The organism is Pseudonocardia sp. NPDC046786 (assembly GCF_040645415.1).
GTDB lineage: Bacteria > Actinomycetota > Actinomycetes > Mycobacteriales > Pseudonocardiaceae > Pseudonocardia > Pseudonocardia kongjuensis.
In genome coordinates this window covers 182075-204336 of the sequence record NZ_JBEYYF010000001.1, presented here as the reverse complement: position 1 = coordinate 204336, position 22262 = coordinate 182075, and the positions used below count along the sequence as shown (strand labels likewise).

The 22262-nt window shown below is 75.0% G+C and carries 22 protein-coding genes; 15 read left to right on the top strand and 7 right to left on the bottom strand.

The genetic code is table 11. The features are described from left to right. The first annotated feature begins 4 nt into the window (after positions 1 to 4). A complete protein-coding gene (locus ABZ881_RS01105; RefSeq protein ID WP_358480763.1) occupies positions 5 to 1108 on the top strand; it encodes a ring-opening amidohydrolase in 1104 nt (367 codons plus the stop codon). Positions 1109 to 1267: 159 nt separating this feature from the next. Beyond that, a complete protein-coding gene (locus tag ABZ881_RS01100; protein ID WP_358480761.1) occupies positions 1268 to 2236 on the top strand; it encodes a TIGR03557 family F420-dependent LLM class oxidoreductase in 969 nt (322 codons plus the stop codon). Positions 2237 to 2301: 65 nt separating this feature from the next. On the opposite strand, the gene ABZ881_RS01095 is transcribed toward ABZ881_RS01100, so the two are convergent. From ABZ881_RS01095 to ABZ881_RS01085, 3 genes are all read right to left on the bottom strand, one after another. Beyond that, positions 2302 to 3714, bottom strand: a complete 1413-nt coding sequence (locus ABZ881_RS01095) for an APC family permease (protein WP_358480759.1) — start codon at positions 3712 to 3714, stop codon at positions 2302 to 2304. A 154-nt stretch (positions 3715 to 3868) separates the two neighbouring features. Then, the gene (gene mscL, locus ABZ881_RS01090; protein ID WP_358480757.1) at positions 3869 to 4441 is read right to left on the bottom strand and encodes a large-conductance mechanosensitive channel protein MscL; all 573 of its coding nucleotides are present in this window, start codon (positions 4439 to 4441) and stop codon (positions 3869 to 3871) included. A gap of 167 nt (positions 4442 to 4608) precedes the next feature. Continuing rightward, positions 4609 to 5319: an FCD domain-containing protein gene (locus ABZ881_RS01085; RefSeq protein WP_358480755.1), complete on the bottom strand. Its 711-nt coding sequence runs from the start codon at positions 5317 to 5319 to the stop codon at positions 4609 to 4611. Between the two features lie 49 nt (positions 5320 to 5368). On the opposite strand from ABZ881_RS01085, the gene ABZ881_RS01080 reads away from it, so the two are divergent. The 10 genes from ABZ881_RS01080 to ABZ881_RS01035 all read left to right on the top strand — a co-directional run bounded on the left by ABZ881_RS01080 (position 5369) and on the right by ABZ881_RS01035 (position 15740). Next, entirely contained in the window at positions 5369 to 6595 is a 1227-nt protein-coding gene (locus tag ABZ881_RS01080; RefSeq protein WP_358480753.1) for an MFS transporter, read from the top strand. A gap of 154 nt (positions 6596 to 6749) precedes the next feature. After that, complete coding sequence (trpB, locus tag ABZ881_RS01075; protein WP_358480751.1) at positions 6750 to 8030, top strand: tryptophan synthase subunit beta; 1281 nt, start codon at positions 6750 to 6752, stop codon at positions 8028 to 8030. After that, positions 8027 to 8830: a tryptophan synthase subunit alpha gene (trpA, locus tag ABZ881_RS01070; protein WP_358480749.1), complete on the top strand. Its 804-nt coding sequence runs from the start codon at positions 8027 to 8029 to the stop codon at positions 8828 to 8830. The genes trpB and trpA overlap by 4 nt, the downstream gene beginning before the upstream one ends. A 477-nt stretch (positions 8831 to 9307) precedes the next feature. Beyond that, a complete protein-coding gene (locus ABZ881_RS01065; RefSeq protein WP_344023003.1) occupies positions 9308 to 10690 on the top strand; it encodes a ferredoxin reductase family protein in 1383 nt (460 codons plus the stop codon). 19 nt (positions 10691 to 10709) lie between these two features. Beyond that, positions 10710 to 12065, top strand: coding sequence for a DUF4142 domain-containing protein (locus tag ABZ881_RS01060; protein WP_358480747.1), 1356 nt, complete (start codon positions 10710 to 10712; stop codon positions 12063 to 12065). Then, positions 12062 to 13039, top strand: coding sequence for a hypothetical protein (locus ABZ881_RS01055; RefSeq protein WP_358480745.1), 978 nt, complete (start codon positions 12062 to 12064; stop codon positions 13037 to 13039). The genes ABZ881_RS01060 and ABZ881_RS01055 overlap by 4 nt, the downstream gene beginning before the upstream one ends. 1 nt (position 13040) lies before the next feature. Continuing rightward, complete coding sequence (locus tag ABZ881_RS01050; protein ID WP_358480743.1) at positions 13041 to 13559, top strand: hypothetical protein; 519 nt, start codon at positions 13041 to 13043, stop codon at positions 13557 to 13559. Further along, the gene (locus ABZ881_RS01045) at positions 13559 to 14731 is read left to right on the top strand and encodes a DUF6529 family protein (RefSeq protein ID WP_358480741.1); all 1173 of its coding nucleotides are present in this window, start codon (positions 13559 to 13561) and stop codon (positions 14729 to 14731) included. The genes ABZ881_RS01050 and ABZ881_RS01045 overlap by 1 nt, the downstream gene beginning before the upstream one ends. A 44-nt stretch (positions 14732 to 14775) precedes the next feature. Next, entirely contained in the window at positions 14776 to 15249 is a 474-nt protein-coding gene (locus ABZ881_RS01040; protein ID WP_344023012.1) for a Rieske (2Fe-2S) protein, read from the top strand. A gap of 341 nt (positions 15250 to 15590) precedes the next feature. Further along, on the top strand, positions 15591 to 15740 hold the full coding sequence (locus ABZ881_RS01035; protein WP_358480739.1) for a hypothetical protein: 150 nt from the start codon (positions 15591 to 15593) through the stop codon (positions 15738 to 15740). Positions 15741 to 15755: 15 nt separating this feature from the next. Here the strand turns inward: ABZ881_RS01035 and ABZ881_RS01030 are convergent, their stop codons facing one another. Genes ABZ881_RS01030 through ABZ881_RS01015 form a run of 4 tightly spaced genes read right to left on the bottom strand, consistent with a single transcriptional unit; the run spans position 15756 to position 20451 of the window. After that, complete coding sequence (locus tag ABZ881_RS01030; RefSeq protein WP_358480737.1) at positions 15756 to 16706, bottom strand: XdhC family protein; 951 nt, start codon at positions 16704 to 16706, stop codon at positions 15756 to 15758. A gap of 5 nt (positions 16707 to 16711) precedes the next feature. Then, positions 16712 to 19078, bottom strand: a complete 2367-nt coding sequence (locus ABZ881_RS01025) for an aerobic carbon-monoxide dehydrogenase large subunit (protein WP_358480735.1) — start codon at positions 19076 to 19078, stop codon at positions 16712 to 16714. Continuing rightward, complete coding sequence (locus ABZ881_RS01020; RefSeq protein ID WP_358480733.1) at positions 19075 to 19563, bottom strand: (2Fe-2S)-binding protein; 489 nt, start codon at positions 19561 to 19563, stop codon at positions 19075 to 19077. Before ABZ881_RS01020 ends, ABZ881_RS01025 begins: the two co-directional genes overlap by 4 nt. A gap of 6 nt (positions 19564 to 19569) precedes the next feature. Continuing rightward, the gene (locus ABZ881_RS01015; protein WP_358480731.1) at positions 19570 to 20451 is read right to left on the bottom strand and encodes a xanthine dehydrogenase family protein subunit M; all 882 of its coding nucleotides are present in this window, start codon (positions 20449 to 20451) and stop codon (positions 19570 to 19572) included. Positions 20452 to 20588: 137 nt separating this feature from the next. Here ABZ881_RS01015 and ABZ881_RS01010 point away from each other — a divergent pair, with 137 nt between their 5' ends. The 3 genes from ABZ881_RS01010 to ABZ881_RS01000 are packed head-to-tail and all read left to right on the top strand — an operon-like array spanning position 20589 to position 22254. Next, positions 20589 to 20861, top strand: coding sequence for a hypothetical protein (locus ABZ881_RS01010; RefSeq protein WP_344023024.1), 273 nt, complete (start codon positions 20589 to 20591; stop codon positions 20859 to 20861). Between the two features lie 5 nt (positions 20862 to 20866). Beyond that, positions 20867 to 21739 carry a xanthine dehydrogenase family protein subunit M gene (locus ABZ881_RS01005; RefSeq protein ID WP_344023026.1) on the top strand — a complete coding sequence of 291 codons (873 nt, stop codon included), beginning with the start codon at positions 20867 to 20869 and terminating at the stop codon, positions 21737 to 21739. Continuing rightward, positions 21739 to 22254: a (2Fe-2S)-binding protein gene (locus ABZ881_RS01000; RefSeq protein WP_344023028.1), complete on the top strand. Its 516-nt coding sequence runs from the start codon at positions 21739 to 21741 to the stop codon at positions 22252 to 22254. Before ABZ881_RS01005 ends, ABZ881_RS01000 begins: the two co-directional genes overlap by 1 nt. Positions 22255 to 22262 lie beyond the last annotated feature (8 nt).

Sequence of the window (22262 nt, the reverse complement as noted above, 5' to 3'; positions counted from 1 at the left end):
CGTCATGCCCGACGCCATCGAGGTGCGCAAGGTCCCGATCCACTCCGTCGCCGACGCGAGCGAGCTCGCCGCGCTGATCGACGAGGGGGTGCTGCGGGCCGAACGGGTCGTCGCGATCATCGGCAAGACCGAGGGCAACGGCGGGGTGAACGACTACACCCGGATCATCGCCGACCGCGCGTTCCGCGAGGTGCTCGTGGAGAAGGGCGCCCCCGCCGAGCAGGTCCGCGAGGTGCCGATCGTCTGGTCCGGCGGCACCGACGGGGTGCTCAGCCCACACGCGACGATCTTCGCGACGGTGCCGCCGGAGGAGGCCACGCCGTCCGAGGAGCCGCGGCTCACCGTCGGGTTCGCGATCAGCGAGCAGCTCGCGCCGGAGGACATCGGCCGCACGCCGATGATCACCAAGGTGGCGGACGCGGTGCAGGCGGCGATGAAGCGGGCCGGCATCACCGACCCGGCCGACGTGCACTACGTCCAGACGAAGACCCCGCTGCTCACCATCTCCACCATCCGCGACGCCAAGTCCCGCGGGAAGACGGTGTGGACCGAGCACACCCACGAGTCGATGGACCTGTCCAACGGCTGCACCGCGCTCGGCGTCGCCGTCGCGCTCGGCGAGATCGAGATGCCGACCGACGATGACGTGATGCACGACCGGGACCTGTACTCGGCCGTCGCGTCCTGCTCGTCCGGGGTGGAGCTGGACCGGGCGCAGGTCGTCGTCGTCGGCAACGCCCGCGGCGTCGGCGGTCGCTACCGGATCGGGCACTCGGTGATGACCGACGCGCTCGACGCCGACGGCATCTGGAACGCGATCCGCGACGCCGGGCTGGACCTGCCCGAGCGGGCGCACACCTCCGACCTGGAGGGCCGGCTGGTGAACGTGTTCCTCAAGTGCGAGGCGTCCCAGGACGGCACCGTCCGGGGCCGGCGCAACGCCATGCTCGACGATTCCGACGTGCACTGGCACCGCCAGATCAAGGCCTGTGTCGGTGGCGTGACGGCGGCGGTCACCGGCGATCCGGCCGCGTTCGTCTCGGTGTCCGCGGCGCACCAGGGGCCGGAGGGCGGCGGCCCGGTCGCCGCGATCGTCGACCTCGGCTGAGCACCGGCCGGGCACCGGTCCGGCACCCGGCTGCGGGGTGTCCGCGGCGGTCTCGGTGGCGGTCTCGGTGGCGGTCTCCGTGGCAGGCCCGCACGGAGGGCGCCACTGTGCACCGGCTCGCCGAGGCGTGACGGCGCGGATCCCGGGTAGCCCCCGGACATGCAGATCGGCTACAAGCTCTTCGCCGAGGCCTTCACACCGCAGGAGATGGTGCGCCAGGCCGTCCGCGCCGAGGAAGCGGGTTTCGACTTCGTCGAGATCTCCGACCACTACCACCCGTGGCTGGAGAGCCACGGCCATTCCGGTTTCGCCTGGTCCATCCTGGCCGCGATCGCGGCCAGGACCGAGCGGATCCACCTGGCCACCGGGGTGACCTGCCCGATGATCCGCTACCACCCGGCGATCATCGCCCAGGCCGCGGCGACCACCGCGCTGCTCGCCGACGGCCGGTTCACCCTGGGTGTCGGCTCGGGCGAGCGGCTCTCCGAGCACGTGACGGGCGCGGAGTGGCCGGTCACCGGGGTGCGGCACGAGATGTTCCGAGAGGCGCTGGAGATCATCCGGCTGCTCTGGTCCGGCGGCTACCGCAGCTACCGGGGCAAGCACCTGGGCATCTCCGACGCCCAGGTGTTCGACCTGCCCGATCCGCTCCCGGAGATCGCGGTCGCCGCGGGCGGGCCGAACGCCGCGCGGATCGCCGCCGAGCTGGGCGACGCGCTGTTCGTCACCGAGCCGCGCACCGACCTGGTCTCGGCCTACACCGCCGCCGGCGGCACCGGCGCCCGCTACGCCGAGGTGCCGCTGGCCTGGGCCCGCACCGAGGACGAGGCGCTCGCCGCCGCACACGAGAAGTTCCGGTTCGGCCCGGCCGGCTGGAAGGTGCAGGCCGAGCTGCCGAACGTGCGGAACTTCGAGGCCGCGACCCGGTTCGTGCGGGTCGAGGACATGGCCGACGTGTTCGGCGCCGGTCCCGACGTGGAGCGGCATCTCGCCGTCGCCCAGCAGTTCGTCGACGCCGGCTACGACCGGCTCGCGCTGATCAACGCCGGGCCCGACCCGGACGGCTTCTTCGACTTCTTCGAGAAGGAGCTGGCCGGGCGGGTGCGCGAGCTGACCCCGAGCAGCTGATCCCGGGCTGCCCGGCCGGACCGCGCGCCCGGACCGGCCGGGCCGCAGCCGGGCGGCCCGGTCCCTCAGCCGTCGAGCTCGGCCGGGTCCAGCGTCGTCTTCCGCACGCCCAGCCTGCGGTTGAGCAGGATGGTGATCCCGTACAGGATCAGCCCCAGCAGGAGCAGCAGGCCGGCCAGCTCGTACTGGATCGCGTCCCGCCCGGAGAACGGCAGCACCAGGTACGCGCTGGTGATCACCCCGACCACCGGCAGCCCGGGCGGCGCCCGGAAGTGGTCGGCGTCGACCCGGTCGCGGCGCAGCACCAGCACCGCGATGTTGACGATCGTGAACACCGCGAGCAGCAGCAGCGAGGTGGTGCCGCCGAGCGCGGACACCACGTCCGACTCGTCGTCCAGCGACACGTAGGTGATCAGCGCGAACGCGATCAGCGTGGTGAAGATGATCGACACCCACGGGGTGCGGCGGAACGGGTGCACCCGGGCCAGCTGCTTGGGCAGCACCGCCTGGTTCGCCATGCCGTAGAGCAGCCGGGACGCCATCAGCATGTTGATCAGCGCCGAGTTCGCGACGGCGAACATCGAGATGAACGGCAGCACCGCGTCCGCCGGGATGCCCGGCGCGCCGGCCCGGACCACCTCGACCAGCGGCGTCTCGCTCGCGGCGAGCGGGCCGACCGGCACCAGCGCGACGGCGCAGATCGCGACCAGCACGTAGATCACGCCGGTGATGGTCAGGCCGGTGAGCATGATCTTCGGGAAGATCCGCCGCGGTTCGTGGCACTCCTCGGCCATGTTCACCGAGTCCTCGAAGCCGACCATCGCGAAGAACGCCAGCGACGTCGCCGAGGTGACGGCCAGGAACACGCCCTTGTCCTCCGGGGTGTCGAACGCGACCACCCGGGCCCAGTCGGCGTTGCCGCCGGCGATCGCGAACACCCCGACCAGGATCACCAGCAGCAGGCCGGAGAGCTCGACCAGCGTGAGCACCACGTTGACCTTCACGCTCTCGCCGACGCCGCGGAAGTTGACCGCCGCGACCAGCACCATGAAGCCCAGCGCGATCAGCACGATCCCGCTGTTGCCCAGGTCGAGGCCGAAGCCCTCGTTGAGGTTCGAGGCGAACGCCCGGGACGCCGTCGACGCCGAGGTGATCCCCGAGCACATCACCACGAAGGTGACCATGAACGTCAGGAAGTGGATGCCGAACGCCTTGTGCGCGTACAACGCGGCGCCGGCCGCGGCCGGATACTTGGTGACCAGCTCCAGATAGGAGAACGCGGTGACCATCGCGACCGCGAAGGCCACCAGGAACGGCAGCCACGCCGCCCCGCCGACCTCCTCGGCGACCTGGCCGACCAGGGCGTAGATCCCGGTGCCGAGGATGTCGCCGACGATGAACAGCAGCAGCAGCTTCGGGCCCATCACCCGCCGCAGGGCGGGCGGGTCCTCCCCGGTCCTCGTCGTGACCTCGGCCATCGGTCCGCCCCCTCCCGCGGATGGACCCACGTCCACCGCGACCGGGTCAGCCTGGTCGCCCTCTGTCACCGTGTCGAATCGAAACCGTTTCGCCGCGATCTCGTTCGGTGCCGGCGGAACGGGTCCCGCGGTCGGACCCGCGGTGCGGCCGCGGTCAGCCGCGGTGCCGGGACCGGCGCGGCGCGTCCGGCGGGTACGGCGCCGCCGGCCGGCCCGGCGGGACCGGCTGGGCCTGGGGGGCCGGCTGGCCCTGGGGGACCGGCTGGCCGTGCGGCGGCCACGGCCCGGCCGGGGCCGGTGCCGCTGTCGCGGTCGCGGTCGCTGCCAGGGCGCGCTCGCGCTCCCGCTCGGCCTGCTCCTTGAGCAGGTCCCGGATCTCGGCGAGCAGCTCGCTGTCGGTCTTCGGGGTCTGCTCGTCGGCCTTCTTCCGGCGCTCCTGCAGCCACTTCATCGGGAAGACGACCAGGAAGTAGATCACCGCGGCGGTGATCATGAACTGGATCATCGCGTTGAGGAACGCGGCGTAGTCCAGCCGGACCTCGTCGGTGAGCGGGATGGTGCCGGGCGGGACGGCGTTCTCGCCGCCGGAGAACAGCCGCAGCAGCGGCTCGAGGAACGACGTCGTGAACGCCGTGACCACGGCGGTGAAGGCGGCGCCGATGACGACGGCGACCGCGAGATCGATGACGTTCCCGCGCAGCAGGAACTCCTTGAAACCCTTCAGCACGCCGGCGCACTCCTCGATCGTTCGGGGTGAAATCGCGTCCGGCGAGGCAGGCTAACCGCGGTGCGGCCCCGGGTGCCGGGCGCCCGCGCGGTCCGCCGTCGTCGCTCGGCGGGGTGGGTCGCCGGCTCGGTGAGCGGTGGCCGGGCGGACCGCGTCCGCCCGGTGGCTCAGCCCCGGCGGTCGATCAGCCGCTCCAGGAAGTCACCGGCCTCGCGGGCGGCGCGCTCCACGTCGCCCGCCTCGATGGCCTCGACGATCCCGGTGTGCGACACGTCGTCGTCGGTGCCGACGGTGCTGGGCATCGTCGTCACGACACTGCCCGCGACCGCCTCGACGACGCCGCGGTAGAGCTCGACGAGCAGGCTGTTGCCCGAGCAGCGCACGACGGCGAGATGGAAGTCGGTGTCGGCCCGGGCGGCGCGTTCCACCTCGGGCGTGCCCGGCTCGGTGCCGCTGCGGGTGGCCGCGGCGACCGCCTCGACGGCCACGTCCCGGTCGGCGAGGGAGCGGCGCAGCAGGGCCAGGTCCTCGTCGGTGCGCCGGGCGGCGGCCAGCCGGGCCGCCTCGACCTCGAGGGTCCGCCGGACCTCCAGCACCTCACGCAGCTCCGGCCCGCACAGCGTGCGCAGCGCGCCGGACAGCTCCGAGGTCGCCCGCACGTAGGTGCCGTCGCCCTGCCGCACCTCCAGCAGGCCGCCGTGGGCGAGCGCGCGGACCGCCTCGCGGACGGTGTTGCGGCCGACCTCCAGCCGCGCGGTCAGCTCGGCCTCGGCCGGGATGCGGTGACCGACCGGCCACTGCCCGGACGAGATGGCGTCCCGGATCTGGGCGATGACCTGGTCGACCAGGCTGCCGCGACGTGCTGTGACGAGAGGCACCGGGACATCCTTTCATCCGAACATCCTACGTCTGTAACAATATCGTTTCGTGAGCATTGCTGATCAGGGGACCCGGGCCGGGGGGACGAACACCACCGGCCGGGCCGCGTCACACCGGACCGGGGCGCTGGTCGGCACCCCGCTGCTGGTCGTCGGCGTGGCGCTGGCCGCGACCAACCTGCGGCCCGCCGTCACCAGCATGGCATCGGTGCTCGGCGAGGTGCGGGACGGTCTCGGTGCCTCCGCACCGTGGACCGGGCTGCTCACCGCGGTGCCGACCATCTGCTTCGGCCTCGCCGCGATCGTCGCCCCGCTGCTCGGCCGGCGGCTCGGGGTGGCCAGGGCGATCGGCGTCGCGCTCGCCGTGCTCACCGCGGGGCTGGTGCTGCGGGTGGTCGACGGGCCCTGGGTGGTTCTCGGGGGGACGTTCATCGCCGCCTCCGGCATCGCGATCGGGAACGTGCTGATCCCGGTCGTGGTGAAGGAGTCCTTCCCGCACGCCGTCGGCCGGGTGACCGGCATCTACACCGCGGCGCTCGCGGCGGGCGGCGGGCTCGGCGCCGCCTTCACCCCGATGCTGGAACCGCTGCTCGGCTGGCGCGGCGCGGTCGGCGCCTGGGCGGCGCTGTCCGCGGGCGCGCTGGTCGTCTGGGCGACCGGTGCCCGGCACGGCGCCGCGGCCCCGGCCCGGACCGCCGGGGTGCAGCGGCGGTCGATGCTGCGCCGCCCACTGGCCTGGGCGCTCACCGCCTTCTTCGGGTTGCAGGCCTGCGTCGCCTATGTGGCGATGGGCTGGCTGTCCGAGCTGTTCGTCTCCGAGGGCATCCCGCGCACCACCGCCGGGCTGATGCTCGCGCTGATCAACGTCATCGGGATCCCGCTGAGCTTCCTCATCCCACCGATCGCGCTGAACCGCAGCTCGCAGTCCGGCTGGATCGTCGGGCTGGCGTTCTGCTCGCTCGCCGCGATCGTCGGCCTCGCCGTCGCCCCCGCGGCGGCGCCCTGGCTGTGGACGGTGCTCCTCGGCGTCGGGATGGCGGTCTTCCCGCTCGGCCTCGGCCTGATCGCGCTGCGCACCCGGGAGACCGCGGAGACGACCGACCTGTCCGCGATGGCGCAGGGCTTCGGTTACCTGCTCGGCGCGGCCGGCCCGTTCCTGTTCGGCATGCTGCACGGGATCACCGGGACCTGGACGGCGTCGCTGGCGCTGCTCGCCGCGGTGATCGTCGCCGAGATGATCCTGGGCTGGGTGGTCGGCCGCCCCCGCTTCGTCTGACGCCCGCCGGGACGCCCGGTCCGGCGTCCGTGCGGCGCAAAGTCGGTGGTGGGCGCGGTGTACCGTCGGGTTGCACCCGATCGGACCGGGGTCCGTCACCGACGTGCGGCGCCCGGCGATCGCGGGTTTCCGCAGATCCGTCAGGGAGTGACTCGTGACCGACACCGCCCGCCCCCCGGCCGGGGGCCCGGCGCGGCTGGTCGACCAGACCGGCCCGTACTTCGGCCGCTTCGGCGGCCGCTACGTCCCGGAGGCGCTGGTCGCCGCCCTGGACGAGCTGGAGCAGGCCTACCACGCGGCGATGACCGACGAGGCCTTCCAGGCCGAGCTCGCCGAGCTGCACCGGACGTACTCCGGCCGGCCGAGCCTGCTCACCGAGGCGCCCCGGTTCGCCCGGCACGCCGGCGGTGCGCGGATCCTGCTCAAGCGCGAGGACCTGAACCACACCGGCTCGCACAAGATCAACAACGTGCTGGGCCAGGCGCTGCTCACCAAGCGGATGGGCAAGAGCCGGGTGATCGCCGAGACCGGCGCGGGCCAGCACGGCGTTGCCTCCGCGACCGCGGCCGCGCTGCTCGGCCTGGACTGCGTCGTCTACATGGGCGAGGTCGACACCGAGCGGCAGGCGCTGAACGTCGCCCGGATGCGGATGCTCGGCGCCGAGGTCCGGCCGGTCGCCTCCGGAACGCGCACCCTCAAGGACGCGATGAACGAGGCGATGCGCGACTGGGTCACCAACGTGGCCGACACGCACTACCTGATCGGCTCGGTCGCCGGGCCGCACCCGTTCCCGGCGATGGTCCGCGACTTCCAGCGGATCATCGGCGTCGAGGCGCGCGAGCAGGTCCAGGCCCTGACCGGGCGGCTGCCCGACGTGGTGTGCGCCTGCGTCGGCGGCGGCTCCAACGCGATGGGCATCTTCCACGCCTTCCTCGACGACGCCGGCGTCGAGCTGGTCGGCTTCGAGGCGGGCGGCGACGGCATCGACACCCCGCGGCACGCGTCGTCCATCGGCGGCGGCGACGTCGGGGTGCTGCACGGCTCCCGCAGCTTCATCCTGCAGGACGAGGACGGCCAGACCCGCGACTCGCACTCCATCTCGGCCGGCCTGGACTACCCCGGCGTCGGGCCGGAGCACTCCTGGCTGCACGACATGAAGCGGGCCCGCTACGAGTCGGTCACCGACGCCGAGGCGATGGAGGCCTTCCGGCTGCTCTGCCGCACCGAGGGCATCATCCCGGCCATCGAGAGCGCGCACGCGCTGGCCGGGGCGCTGCGCGAGGGCCGCAGGCTCGGCGAGGGCGCGATCGTCCTGGTCAACCTGTCCGGCCGTGGCGACAAGGACGTCGACACCGCCGCCACGTACTTCCAGCTGATCGACGACGAGGGCCGGGCCGTCACCGAGGAGACGGTGGCCGACGGGGAGGTCCGATGACCGGCGTGCGGAGCGTTGCCGAGCGGATCGGCGAGATCCGCGGCCAGGGCCGGGCGGCGCTGATCGGCTACCTGCCGGTCGGCTACCCGGACCTCGCCGGATCCGTCGAGGCGATGCGGGCGATGGTCGAGGGCGGGGTGGACGTCGTCGAGGTCGGCCTGCCGTACTCCGATCCGCTGATGGACGGCCCGGTCATCCAGCGGGCCACCCAGCAGGCCCTGGACAACGGTGCCCGCAGCCGGGACGCGTTCACCGCCGTCCGCGGGGTGGTCGAGGCCGGCGCACCGGCCGTCGTCATGACGTACTGGAACCTGATCGACCGCTACGGCATCGAGCGGTTCTCCGCCGAGCTGGCCGCGGCGGGCGGCTCCGGGCTGATCACCCCGGACCTGCTGCCCGACGACGCGCAGGAGTGGCTGGACGCCTCCGATCGGCACGGCCTGGACCGGATCTTCCTGGTCGCCCAGACGACGACGCCGGAGCGGCTGGCGCTCACCGCCCGGGCCAGCCGCGGGTTCCTCTACGCGGCGTCGCTGATGGGCGTGACCGGCGTCCGGTCGGTCGGCGCCGAGGCCCGAGACCTGGTGACCCGGGTCCGCGAGGTCGCGACCCTGCCGGTCTGCGTCGGGCTGGGCGTGCGCACCGCCGAGCAGGCGGCCGACATCGCCGGGTACGCCGATGGCGTCATCGTCGGGACGGCGTTCGTCGAGGCACTCGGGGAAGGCGGGCCGTCCGCGGTGCGGGAGCTCGCCGCCGAGCTCGCCGAGGGCGTCCGTTCGGCTACCCCGGCGCCCGCCTGACGCACGGTCCCGCGGGCCGGCCGTCGCCGCGGGGGCGGCCCGCCGGGTGTCCGGTGCGGCTCGGCGGGGGACAGGACGCCCACCGTCGGTGAACGGCCACGCCTGAGAGTGACGGCTCCATCCGGACGGACAGCACTACTCCGGGCGGCCCGATCGGTTGCCGTTCGCCGGACGGCGCCGCCCGGACGGCGGTGACGCCTCTCAGGAACGCAACCTCGGCGCCGCACACTTCCTATGTTCGACGCTGCCGGTCGGCGGCCCGCTCCCCCCAGAGCCGCCCCGGTGGCCGGGAACCCCCGCCCGGCCCGCTCCCCGAACCGGAAGTGACCCGATGAACCACCCAGGTCCTCTGCTGCCCGGACGTGTTCCCGACGTCCGCGCGACCGTAGCGGGTCGATCCCCGCGTGTCGCGCAGCCCCGCCCACGCGCCGCCCGCCGGACACCCGCCACGACCGCCGGGCCCGCGCCCGGCACGCCGTGAGCCGGCCCGGCTCGCACCAGGTCACCGCACCCGTCCGGCGCGACGATCCCGCCGACGCCTGGCTGGCGCACCGCCGCGCCCGCCTGATCTGGGGATCGGTGCTGGTCACGGCCCTCGTCGGGCCGTCGGTGATCTGGATGCTCCGCTCCGGTCCGCAGCCGCTGCTGCACCAGATGTCGGTGCTCACCGGGCTGCTCGCGCTGTCCGCGCTGGTCGTCGTCGCGGTGCTGCCCTCCCGGGTGCGCGGCCTGTCCGGCGCGCTCGGGCTGGAGACGCTGCTCGGCCTGCACCGCAGGCTCGGCATCCTGGCCGGTGCTCTCGTCGCGCTGCACCTGGCGTGCGTGGTCGCCGACCACCCGGAACGGGTCTGGCTGCTCGTCCCGATGTCGGCGCCGGCCCGCGGGCAGGCCGCCACGATCGGGACCGTCGCGATCGCGGTGCTGCTGCTCTTCGCCGTGCGCGGGGTCCGCTCCGGCACCCACGAGGTGTGGCGGTGGGTGCACCTGAGCCTGGCCGCACTGGTCGTGGGTGCGTCGTCGCTGCACGTGCTGTGGCTGAACAACCTGGTGACCGACGCCGTGATGGGCCCGGTGCTCGGCATCCTCGGCCTGCTCCTGGTCGGGGTGCTCCTGGTGCGCTGGGGGATGCGGGCGGTCGGCGACGCCGGCGAGTTCCGGGTGCACGTCGTGCGGCCGGAGAGCGCGACCGTGTCGACGCTGGTCCTGCAGCGCCGCGGACGGCACTCCGGGCCCTGGTTCCGGCCCGGGCAGTTCGCCTGGCTCCGGCTGGAGCGGATGTCGGTCGAGGAGCACCCGTTCACGATCGCCTCGTCCGCGGTGGACGGCGGCCGGATCGAGTTCACCGTCCGGCACACCGGTGACTTCGCCTCCCGGCTGCGCGAGCTGCGCCGCGGCGATCCGGTGTGGGTGGACGGTCCGTACGGTTCGTTCACCCCGGACGCCGTGCCGTCGACCGGGTTCGTCCTGATCGCCGGCGGGGTCGGGATCACCCCGATGATGAGCATGCTGCGCACCGCAGCGGATCGCGGTGACCGGCGCCCGTACCGGCTCGTCGTGCACGCCCGCGACCGCGCCGACCTGCTGTTCCGGGCCGAGCTCGCGCATCTGCGGACCCTGCTCGACCTGCAGGTCACCGAGGTGTTGCGGCGCCCGTCGCGGGACTGGGCAGGCGCCACCGGACCGATCGACACCGCACTGCTGTCCGCGGTGCTGACCGATCTGGACGGGGCCGGCGGATCGCGCAGGCACGACTACTTCATCTGCGGCCGTCCGCAGCTGGTGTCCGACGTGCTGGACACCCTGCACTCGCTCGGCGTCCCGGAGGACCGGGTGCACACCGAGCAGTTCGCCCAGGTCTGAGAAACACGAGGAGAAGCTGATGTCCCGCCGGATCCCCGGCCCGCTCCGCTGGTCGATCCTGGTCGCGCTGGCCGGTGTCGTCGTTGTCGCGGTGGCCCAGTCGTGGGTCGCCGCCGCACCGTTCGCCGCCGTCCAGGGCTGGACCCAGACCCAGTGGGGCCCGCTCGGCCCCGCCGACCGCGACCTGCTGGAGAAGGTCCGCCTCGCCGGTCTGTGGGAGGCCCCCACCGGGCAGCAGGGCGAGCAGCAGGCCAGCTCGCCGGCCGTCCGCGAGGTCGCCCGCAAGCTCGGCGTGGAGCACCACGACCTGGACGCCGAGGTCCGCACCGTCGCCGAGCAGCTCGGCGTGCAGCTCCCCAGCCGCCCGAACGACCAGCAGATCGCCTGGATGAACGATCTGACGGCGCGCACCGGCACCGACTACGACCGCCAGTTCGTGCAGATCCTGCGGGCCGCGCACGGCAGCGTGCTGCCGGCGATCACCGAGGTCCGGGTCGGCACCCGCAACGAGCTGATGCGCCAGTTCGCGATCGAGGCCGACACCTACGTCACCCGGCACCTCGGCTACCTGGAGTCGACCGGCCTGGTCGACTACGACGCGCTGCCCGCGCCGCCGCTCCCGGACAGCGTCCGCACCCCGTCCGACCTGGTCGTCCCGGGTCTCGTGGTGGGGGTGGCGCTGCTCGCCGCCGGTGGTCTGCTGATGACGCTCTACCGCCGGGGCCGCCCGGCCGGGGCGTCCGCACTGGCCGAGGTGTCCCGGCTGCTCCCGGCCGGCGGGGCGATCCCGCGGCCGCGGCGGGCCCGCGACGACGGCGCCGCACCCGCGCGGGCCGCGCTCGCGGTCGGCCCGCCCGACCCGTGGGATGAGCTCGCCCGGGCACCGCAGGTGCGCCCGCGGACCGGCGGGGCGCACGCCGCGCCGGGCGAGGACACCGTCGCCGACCTGCTCGCCCCGGACGGGTACCGGCCCGGCCGGTCGGCAGGGGACCGCCACGAGCCGGACGGGTTCGCCCCGGAGCCGTACCCGCCGGCCGGCCTCGGACCGGACGATGTCGCGCGGGACGGCCGGTCACCCGACGGCCACCCACCGGACGGCCACCCACCGGACGGCCACCCACCGGACGGCTATCCGGTCGACGGCTTCGCGCCGGACCCGTACGCGCCGGACGGCCTCGATCCCGATCCGCCCGGTCCCCTCGACCCGGACCCGGCCGGCCACGACCCGCTCGGCGGCGTGTCCGGCGCACATCCACTCGAACCCGACCAGGACGCCCACCCGTCCGGCGAACGTGAGCACGCGTACCGCCGTCGCGGGTCCCGATCCGCCGGCTCGCACCGCGACCGGACCGCCCCGAGGAGTCGTCACCGATGAGCCCGTCCACCACCAACCGCCGCCGAACGGCCGCGGCCGCCGCCTTCGTCGCCTGCCTGCTCGTCGCCGGGCCCGCCGCCTACGCGGCGGGTGCCGCGACCGCCGACCGGGACGGCCCGGCCGCCGAGAACATCGCCGAGTCCCTCTCCGGGACCGGGCTCACCGGCTCCGGGCCGCGCTCCGGCTCGAAGTCCGGCGGGCACGACCACGGGACGTCGTCCCCCGGGCAGGACCCGGACGGCGGCTCGGGCACCGACGGTGCTGATGGCACTGATGGATCCGGCGGCGCTGATGGTGCCGGCGGTGCTGATGGCGCCGATGGTTCCGACGGCTCGGGCCAGGACCCGGCCCCGGAGGGCCAGGACGACGGCAACGGCCAGGACGACGAGGCCGGCAACAACGACGGCCCCGACCAGGATGCCGACGCCGCGCTGGAGATCCTCGCCTCCGACTGCTCCGCCAGCCGGCTCACCGCGCACAACGGTTTCCAGGAGGCCCCGCGCTGCGTGTCGACCGCGTTCGGCGAGGTCGCCGACGCCGAGCGCAGCCCGTCGCTGCTGATCACCGAGGCGCCGGACCGAGTCGCCCCGGGCGAGCCGTTCTCGCTCACCGTCAGCACCCGCAACCTGGTCCGCGACCGGTTCCTCGCCGCGGCGCAGGGCGGCTACTACGTCGAGTCGTCGCTGCTCGACGGCGAGGGCCTGCAGCGCGGCCACTTCCACACCGCCTGCCGGATCCTGGCCGACCCGGCCGAGGCCCCGGACTCCGCCCCGGCCCCGCTGTTCTTCGAGGCCACCGAGGACGGCGGCGGCGGCACCACCCCGGACAGCGTCACCATCGAGGTCCCGGGCGTCGACCAGGCCGGCGAGCTGCAGTGCTCGTCCTGGGCCGGCGACGGCTCGCACCGCACACCGATGATGCAGCGCGCCAACCAGACCCCCGCGTTCGACTCGGTCCGGATCGAGGTGGGCTGACATGCGGATCACCGGACCGCTGCTGACGTTGGCCGCGGTGGCCGCCGTCGGTGCCGGGGTGGCGACCGCGAACGTCGTGCTGACCGCCCAGCCCGCGGAACCGGCCGCCGTCGAACAGGCCACCGGTGCGCTCGCGCTCGGCTCCCCGGCGCCCGAGGCCGCACCGGCCGGGCCCGTCCTCTACTCGGGATGGTCGGCCGACCGCGGGGTCAGCGTGGACATCACCGTCGAGGACGGCCTGGCCAAGGCCTACGTCTGCGACGACGCGAGCGTCGAGTCGTGGACGCGGGGCCCGGTCGCCCAGGACGGCCCCACCCGGCTGACCGCCGACGACGGCAGCTGGGTCGAGTACACCGTGCAGGACGGCACCGCCGCCGGCACCGCCTCGACCGGCGGCCGGACCTGGGAGTTCACCGCGCCGACCGCCCCGGCAGGCACCGGGCCGCCGACCGGGGCACCCGCAACCCCGGCCGCCCCCGCGGCCCCGGAGGCCGGCGACTACGGCGGGGGCGGGTACTGATGGGCCGCGGCGCGCGGCACGCCGACCACGAGACCACCGATCCGTTCGGCTTCGCGCCGATCGTCCCGAACCCGCGGACCCCGGAGGACAGCGGCGGCTCCGCCCCGGTCGGTCCCGCCCCGCGGGAGTGGCTCGAACCGGTGCCGCCGCCGCCCCGCCGCCGGGCCCGCCGCCCGCGGCCCCGCGCCGCGCGGCCCGATCCCGCCCGCGACGACCGGTGGTCCCCCGGCCCGCCGGGCGACGCCGACCGCCGCGCGGGCACCGCCGGGCGGCGGCGGGCGAACGCCCCGGGGGAGCTCTTCGAGCCCTACGGCCGGAGCGCCCCACCGGGGTACCCGGCCGACGACCGCGCCGACCCGCGGAGCCGGACCGGGGAGCAGGAACCGGTCGGGGACCCGCCGCGCCGCCCGGCGCGGGACGCCGGAGCCGTCGCGCCCGGCCGCCCGTCCCGGGACGCCGGCCACGAGAGGTCCCCGGCCGGGTCCGGTTCCCGGCGGCGCACCGGCGCCGCCGGGGGCCACCGCGGACCCGGCCCCGCTGCGACCGGGCTCGCCGAACGCCCCGCCGGCCCGGCCGCAGCGACGGACACAGCGACGGACACAGCGACGGACGCAGCGACGGACACCGCGCTGGACCCGCGCGGGCCGGTCGGCCCATCGCTGCGCGCCGTGATCCTCCCGGTCGTGATCGGGTCGCTGGTCGCGGTCGCGCTCGGCGTGTGGGCCCGCCAGCACGAGGGGACCGGGGTCGCGGTGAACCTCGCCGGGTTCTCCAGCGGCGCCGCCGCCAAGGCGTGGCTCGGTTCCGCGGCGCTGCTGCTGGCGATCCTGCAGGGCGTCACCGGCCGGATGCTGCGCCGCGGCTACGCCGATCCGTCGGTCGCGACGGTGCACCGGTGGTCCGGCCGGATCGCGGTGCTGGTGACCGTCCCGGTCGCCGCGCAGTGTCTGTACGCGTTCGGCTGGTCCGGGGCGACACCGTCGGTGCTGCTGCACTCGGTGCTGGGCTGTGTGTTCTACGGCGCGTTCGTCACCAAGATGCTGCTGCTGCACCGGCGCGGCGTGCCCGGCTGGGCACTCGCGGTGGCGGGCGGCGTGCTGCTCGCCGTCCTCGCCGGGGTGTGGCTCACCTCCGCGCTGTGGTTCTTCACCGGCCAGGGCCTCGTGTTCTGAGCCCGCCCGGCCGGCGAATCCCGATCTGCACCAGGAGGCCCCGCATGTCCCCGATCACCCGCCGCAGGCTGCTCGCCGGCGTGGGCACCGCCGCCGCGGCGTGCTGCGCCGCGGGCTGCTCGACCTACGGCACACCCCGGGCCGCAGCACCCGCCGGGACCGGCGCCGCCCCGGAACCGGCCGCCCCGGTCCCCTCCGCCGAACCGCAGGCCGCCGCCGAGCAGGGCGCCGAGCAGGGCCTGGCCGCGGCGTCCGACATCCCGGTCGGCGGCGGCCGGGTGTTCGCCGAGGACGGCGTCGTCGTCACCCAGCCGCAGGCCGGGACGTTCGCCGCGTTCGACGCGACCTGCCCGCACGCCGGCTGCCTGGTCGACCAGGTGACCGCGACCGGCATCAGCTGCCCCTGCCACGGCAGCGTCTTCGACATCGACGGCGGCGCCCCGCTGGAGGGCCCGGCCGGCGCGCCGCTGGCGGCCCGCCCGGTCCGCGTCGAGAACGACCGGATCGTGCTGGCATGAGCGGGCCACCGGCCGTGAACGGCGATGCGGCGTCCGGCCGGTACCGGTGCGCCGACGAGCCGAACGCCTACCCGCCCGCCGTCCCGCCGGACCCGCTCGGCGGAGTGCACTCTCAGGAAGCGAACCCACCCCGGTACGACCTCGTAACGTCCTGCCCCGTCGGTGCCGTGACCCGCTCGCCGCACGGGGTCGCGGCGGACACCGGCGCCGCCGTCCGGCGTTGCTCCCCGCCGCCGGACATCCCCCGGCAGGCGTCGTGGTCCCCGGTCGTGGCTCCGAACCCCCGCCGTGCCCGGGCCCTCGACCCCGGGCACGGCGGGACCTCGACCCCCGGAGGAACCGTGCCCGCAACCCCGGCCGACACCGAGCCCGCGGGCCCCGGCCCGATCGGCACCGCGGATCCCGGCCCGGCCCCGGAGCGCGGTCACGACGGCGCCGCCGACCACGGCGAGCGCTGGACCGACCGGCTCGGCTGGGAGGAGGTCGCCTGATCCGGGCGGCCGGCCTCAGCCGTCCGCCGTCCCGGCCAGGAAGGCCCGGCGGCAGCCGTCGCAGCAGAACCAGTGCACGGTCCCGCCGTGCTCGGCGGACGGCGTCGGGGCGGCCGCGGTGACCGTCATGCCGCACACCGGATCGACCGCCGCCGCCGGCCCCGCCGGCCCTGCCTGCGCCGCCGGCACTGTCTGGGCTGCCGGCCCGGCCGGGACGGCAGCGGGCGCGGCGGGCGGTGCGCCGGACCGGCCGGCCAGCAGCTCGGCGAACACCGACAGCGCGATCTCCGGGGCGGTCCGCGCCCCGAGGTCCAGACCGGCCGGCCCGTGCAGCCGGGCCACGTCCGGCTCGGCGACACCGGCGGCGACCAGGTCGGCGCGGACGGCGTCGGCCCGGCGCCGGCTCGCGACGACGGCGACGTACGGGACGCCGGCCGCCAGCGCCGCGCGCAGCACCGGGATCTCGTCGCGGCCGTGCGAGGCGACGACCACCCCGGCCGTGTCCGGCGCGACCGGCTGCTCCGGCGCCGGCCAGGCGGTCACCTCGAACTCCAGGCTGCGGCCCACCCGGGCCAGCGCCCTGGCCACCGGCGAGTCGCCGACGACGGTGACCATCGTCGGCGGGACGATCGACTCCAGGAAGATCTCCAGGGTCCCGCCGGACAGGCACGGGTTGCCGACGGTGCGCAGCCCCTCGACCGGGTCGCCGCCGTCGTCGCCGTCCGGGGTGATCCGCAGCAGCCCGGACTCACCGGCCCGCAGCAGCCGCAGACCCTCCGACCGGACGGTCGACTCGGCACAGGAACCGCCGACGAAACCGTCGATCGTGCCGTCGGCGAGCACCACCGCCCGGTCGCCGGGCTTCGCGCTGGTCGGGCGCTCGGCACGGACCACGGTGGCGAGCACGAACGGGGTCCGGTGCGCGCGCAGGTCGCTGACCCTGGCCAGCATCTCGCCGCTGGTCACCGGGCTCACCGGATCGCCAGGTCGGGGCGCAGCGGGCGGCCCTGCACGGCCCGCCACACCTGGGCCGGGGTCAGCGGCATGTCGGCGTGCCGGACACCGATGGCGTCCAGCACGGCGTTGACGACGGCCGCCGGTGACCCGACGGTGGCGGACTCACCGACGCCCTTGGCGCCGATCGGATGGTGCGGTGACGGTGTCACGGTCTCTCCCAGTTCCCAGGACGGGCACTCCATCGAGGTGGGCAGCAGGTAGTCCATGAACGACGCGGCGAGATGGTTCCCGTCCGGGTCGAAGGTGATCAGCTCCATCAGCGCCATCCCGATCCCATCGGCCAGGCCGCGGTGCACCTGGCCGGCCACGATCATCGGGTTGATCCGCACCCCGCAGTCGTCGACGGCGACGAACCGGCGCACCCGGACCTCCCCGGTCACCGGGTCCACCTCCACCACGCACAGGTAGGCGCCGCACGGGAACGTCAGGTTCGGCGGGTTGTACACGCAGGACGCGTCCAGCTGGCCCTCGACGTCGTCCGGCAGCTCCCGGCCGTAGTACGCGGCGGCGGCGATCTCGGTGAGCGAGACCCCCACCGTCGGGTTCCCGCGCACCTGCCAGCGGCCCGGCACCCACTCCAGGTCGGCCGGGTCGATCTCCAGGATCGCCCCGGCCACCAGGCGGGCCCGCTCCCGCACCCGCCGGGCCGCGACCACGGTCGCGGCACCGGAGACCGCGGTGGACCGCGAGCCGTAGGTGCCCAGCCCGAACGGCGTCCGGTCGGTGTCGCCCTGCACGACCTGCACCCGGTCCGCCGGGATTCCCAGCTCGTGCCCGATCAGCTGGGCGAACGTCGTCTCGTGCCCCTGGCCCTGGCTCATGCAGGACACGGCGAGCACCGCGTCGCCGGACGGGTGCACCCGCAGGTCGGCGCCGTCGGCCATGCCCAGGCCCATGATGTCCATCGTGCGGCGCGGCCCGGCCCCGACCGCCTCGGTGAAGAAGCTCAGGCCGATCCCGAGCAGCCGCCCGCGGCCGGTGCGCTCGTATCCGGCGCGCAGGGCGGCCTGCTCGGCGCGCAGCTCGTCGTAGCCGGCGATCTCCAGCGCGAGGCCCAGCGTCGCCGGGTAGTCGCCGGAGTCGTACTCCCAGCCGGTCGGCGTCGGGTGCGGGAACTGCTCGGGGCGCAGCAGGTTCGCCATCCGGAGCCGGGCCGGATCGAGACCGAGATCGTGCGCGAGCACGTCGACCAGGCGTTCCACCAGGTAGGACGCCTCGGTGATGCGGAACGAGCAGGCGTAGGCGACCCCGCCGGGGGCCTTGTTCGTGTGCACCCCGGTGACCCGGCAGTGCGCCGCCCGCAGGTCGTAGGAGCCGGTGAAGACGCCGAAGAAGCCGGCCGGGAACGCCGACGGCTGCGACGTCGCGTTGAACGCGCCGTGATCGGCGAGCACCTGCACCCGGACGGCGAGGATCCGGCCGTCGCGGGTCGCCGCGATCTCGCCGCGCATGTGGTAGTCGCGGGCGAACGACGACGCCATCAGGTTCTCCGAGCGGTCCTCGGTCCACTTCACCGGGCGTCCGGTCACGGTGGAGGCGACGACCGCGCACAGGTAGCCCGGGTACATCGCGACCTTGTTCCCGAAGCCGCCGCCGATGTCCGGTGCGACCACCCGGATCCGGTGCTCGGGCACCCCGGCGATCCGCGAGTAGAGCACCCGGTGGGTGTGCGGCGCCTGGGTGGTGGCGTGCACGGTGAGCCGGCCCTCGACCGGGTCGGCGTCGGCGACGATCCCGCAGGTCTCCAGCGGCGCCGGGTGCACCCGCGGGTACACCAGGTCGCAGGTCGACACGTGCTCGGCGGCGGCGAACTCCGTGTCGGTGGCGGCGGCGTCGCCGCTCTCCCAGTCGAACACGTGGTTGTCGGTGCGCCCCGGCTGCTCGTCGCGGACCAGCGGCGCGCCGGGATCGAGCGCGGTCCGGGCGTCGACGACGGCGGGCAGCGGCTCGTACTCGACCTCGATCAGGGCGAGCGCGTCGCGCGCCGCGTACCGGTCCTCGGCGGCCACGAACGCCACCTCCTGACCCTGGAAGTGCACCTTCCCGCAGGCCAGCACCGCGGCCACGTCGTGCGACGCGGTCGGCATCCAGGCCATGTCCCGGGCGGCCAGGTCCGCCCCGGTGAGCACCACCCGGACCTTCGGGTGTGACTCGGCCGCGCTGGTGTCGACCGAGATGATCCGGGCGTGCGCGTGCGGGCTGCGCAGGATCGCGCCGTGCAGCATCCCGGGCAGCGCGATGTCGTCGACGAACCGGCCCCGGCCGCGGACCAGCCGCACGTCCTCCTTGCGCCGCAGCGGACCGAACCCGGCCGGCGTCACGACGCGGCCCAACCGGCCTGTTCGGCCTGTTCGGACTCGGCGGCGTGCCGGACCGAGCGGACGATGTTCTCGTAGCCGGTGCACCGGCACACCTGCCCGCTGATCGCCTCCCGGATCTCCTGTTCGGTCGGGTCCGGGACCCGGTCGAGCAGCCACCGGGCCGTCATCAGGATCCCGGGCGTGCAGAAGCCGCACTGCAGCCCGTGGCACTCGATGAACGACCGCTGCACCTGGTCCAGGCCGCCCGGGCCCTCCAGCCCCTCGACGGTGCGCACCCGGTGCCCGTCGGCCATCACGGCGAGCACCGTGCACGACTTCACCGGTACCTCGTCCAGCCACACCGTGCACGCCCCGCAGTTCGACGTGTCACACCCCCAGTGGGTGCCGGTCAGGCCGAGCTCGTCGCGCAGCAGGTGCACCAGCAGCAGCCGCGCCTCGACCTCGTGCACCCGCTCGGCGGAGTTCACGCTGACCCTGATCTGCACGGCCGCTCACCGGTCCGCGGCGCGGGCGGCCGCCGCGGTGAGGGCCCGGGCGGTCAGCTCGCCCGCCAGGTGCAGCTTGTAGTCCACCGGGCCGCGCTGGTCGGCCACCGGCCGGCAGGCCCGGGCCGCGATCCGGCCCGCCTCGGCGAACGTCTCCGGATCCGGGGTGCGCCCGAGCAGGTACTCCTCGGCGTCCGGGGCGCCGAAGTCGGGCGCCCCGACCGCGGTCAGCCCCAGGCCGGCCGCGCTCACCCGGCCGTCGCGCAGGCTCAGCACGGCCCCGGCGGCGGCGACCGCCCAGTCGCCGGCCCGGCGGTCGACCTTGAGGTAGCTGCTGCCGCTGCCCGCCAGGACCGGCACCCGCAGCTCGACGAGCACCTCGGCCGGGCCGACCGCGGTCTCGTACGGGCCGCGGAAGAACTCCCGCACCCGCACCGTCCGCTCGCCGTCGGCGCCGCGGATCACCGCGACCGCGCGCAGCGCGGTGAAGGCGCCGGACAGGTCCTCGGACGGGTCGGCCTGGCAGATCGACCCGCCGACGGTCCCGCGGTTGCGCACGATCGGGTCGGCGATCACCCGCTCGGCGTCGTGCAGCATCGCCGCGTGCTCGCCGACCGGCGCGGAGTCCAGCAGCTCGGCGTGCCGGGTGAGCGCACCGATCCGCAGCTCCGGGCCGTCCGGCCCGTTCTGCAGCCGGACCCCGGACAGCTCGCTCAGCTCGTTGATGTCGACCAGCAGCTCGGGCTGGGCGAGCCGGAGCTTCATCATCGGGATCAGGCTGTGCCCGCCGGCGACCACCCTCGCCTCCGGACCGAAGCGGGCCAGCAACGCGACGGCGTCGTCGACGTCGGTGGCCCGTCGGTACTCGAAGTGGGCGGGGACCTGCATCGCGCCATCGTGTCCCCGGCCACACCGGCGGGCAAGTCACCTTAAGCCTTCGCTTAAGAGCCGGATGTGCTCTGGGCCACGTCAGGGCAGAGTGCCGCTGATCATGACGCACGCGCGCCGGAAGGGCGGGACCGACGATGACGACGGAACCCGATGACAGGAGCCACCGCAACCCCCGGATGGCCGAGCTGTTCGGCGCACCGCCGGGCTCCCCGGACCCCGCCGCGAGCCCGACCGTCTTCGCGTTCCCGGCGGTGGTCGAGTTCATGAAGGTGGCGGGCCAGCCGGTGGCCGGCCCGTGGCCACCGCACCAGCACCCCCGTCCCGATCCGGAGGACGACGCCGGGCCGGTGGCGATCCCCGAACCACCGGATCCGGTACCGGCCCGGCGCGCCGGGCACGAGGAGTAGACGCCGTGTACCCACCACGATTCCGCTACGAGGCGCCCCGGACCCTGGACGAGGCGCTCGCGCTGCTCGCCGGTGATCCGGACGCGAAGGTCCTCGCCGGCGGGCAGAGCCTGATCCCGCTGCTCAAGCTGCGGTTCGCCCAGCCTGCGCTGCTCGTCGACATCAACGGCCTGCCCGGGCTGCGCCACCACCGGGAGACCGCGGACGGCGCGCTCGAGATCGGCGCGCTGTGCCGGCACGTCGACCTGGAGCGCTCCGAGCTGCTCCCCGGCGGGCATCCCACGCTGGCCGCCTGCGCGCCGCTGGTCGCCGATCCCGTGGTGCGCACCCGCGGCACGCTCGTCGGCTCGCTGTGCCACGCCGACCCGCAGGGCGACTGGGCCGCCGCGATGATCGCCCTCGGCGGTGAGGTCGTCGCCCGCAGCGTCCGCGGCGAGCGCCGGATCCCGGTCGGCGAGTTCGCGACCGGGCCGTTCCAGAACGCGCTCGAGCACGACGAGATCGCCGTCGCCGCCCGGGTCCCCGCGGCCCGCGACACCCGGCACGGCGCGTTCCTGAAGCTGGAGCGCCGGGTCGGCGACTTCGCCACCGCGGGGCTCGCGGTCGCGCTGGAGATCGCCGCCGACGGCCGGGTCACCCGGGCCGGGCTCGCGCTCACCGGGGTCGGCGCCACCACCCTGGCCGCGACCGGGGCGGCCGACGCGCTGGTCGGCACCCGGCTGGAGCCCGAGGCGATCGAGCGGGCCGCCGAGCTCGCCGCGGGCACCGCCCGCCCGCGCAGCGACCACCGCGGCAGCGCCGGGTACAAGCGGCAGGTCGTCGCGACCTTCACCCGGCGCGCACTGGCCGGGTTCGCCACCGCTGGGGTGGCCGCCTGATGAGCGTTCCGACCACGAAGGAGGACGGCGTGGAACAGCGCCGGATCACGGTGTCGGTCAACGGCGAACCGCGCTCGGCGGAGGTCGAGCCGCGGTTGCTGCTGGCCCACCTGCTGCGCCAGGGCCTCGGTCTGACCGGGACCCACATCGGTTGCGACACCACCAACTGCGGGGCGTGCACCGTGCTCTACGACGGTGAGCCGGTCAAGTCCTGCACGATGCTCGCCGTCCAGGCCGACGGGCACGAGGTGACCACCGTCGAGGGTCTGGGCACGCCCAGCGAGCTGGACCCGATCCAGGAGGGGTTCCGCGAGGAGCACGGCCTGCAGTGCGGGTTCTGCACCCCGGGCATGATGCTCGCCGCCACCGAGCTGCTGCGCCGCAACCCGGACCCGTCCGAGGAGGACGTCCGGTGGGCGCTGTCGGGCAACCTCTGCCGCTGCACCGGCTACCAGAACATCGTCAAGGCCGTGCTCTGGGCGGCCGCGAAGCAGCGCGCCGGCGCGACCGGCTGAGGGGACGA

Bases quoted from the DNA above. Each gene is read 5' to 3' on its own strand.
- ABZ881_RS01105 (WP_358480763.1), top strand. From the start codon at position 5: ATGCCCGACGCCATCGAGGTGCGCAAGGTCCCGATCCACTCCGTCGCC.
- ABZ881_RS01100 (WP_358480761.1), top strand. From the start codon at position 1,268: ATGCAGATCGGCTACAAGCTCTTCGCCGAGGCCTTCACACCGCAGGAG.
- ABZ881_RS01095 (WP_358480759.1), bottom strand. From the start codon at position 3,714: ATGGCCGAGGTCACGACGAGGACCGGGGAGGACCCGCCCGCCCTGCGG.
- trpA (WP_358480749.1), top strand. From the start codon at position 8,027: ATGACCGGCGTGCGGAGCGTTGCCGAGCGGATCGGCGAGATCCGCGGC.
- ABZ881_RS01060 (WP_358480747.1), top strand. From the start codon at position 10,710: ATGTCCCGCCGGATCCCCGGCCCGCTCCGCTGGTCGATCCTGGTCGCG.
- ABZ881_RS01055 (WP_358480745.1), top strand. From the start codon at position 12,062: ATGAGCCCGTCCACCACCAACCGCCGCCGAACGGCCGCGGCCGCCGCC.
- ABZ881_RS01050 (WP_358480743.1), top strand. From the start codon at position 13,041: ATGCGGATCACCGGACCGCTGCTGACGTTGGCCGCGGTGGCCGCCGTC.
- ABZ881_RS01045 (WP_358480741.1), top strand. From the start codon at position 13,559: ATGGGCCGCGGCGCGCGGCACGCCGACCACGAGACCACCGATCCGTTC.
- ABZ881_RS01040 (WP_344023012.1), top strand. From the start codon at position 14,776: ATGTCCCCGATCACCCGCCGCAGGCTGCTCGCCGGCGTGGGCACCGCC.
- ABZ881_RS01015 (WP_358480731.1), bottom strand. From the start codon at position 20,451: ATGCAGGTCCCCGCCCACTTCGAGTACCGACGGGCCACCGACGTCGAC.
- ABZ881_RS01010 (WP_344023024.1), top strand. From the start codon at position 20,589: ATGACGACGGAACCCGATGACAGGAGCCACCGCAACCCCCGGATGGCC.
- ABZ881_RS01000 (WP_344023028.1), top strand. From the start codon at position 21,739: ATGAGCGTTCCGACCACGAAGGAGGACGGCGTGGAACAGCGCCGGATC.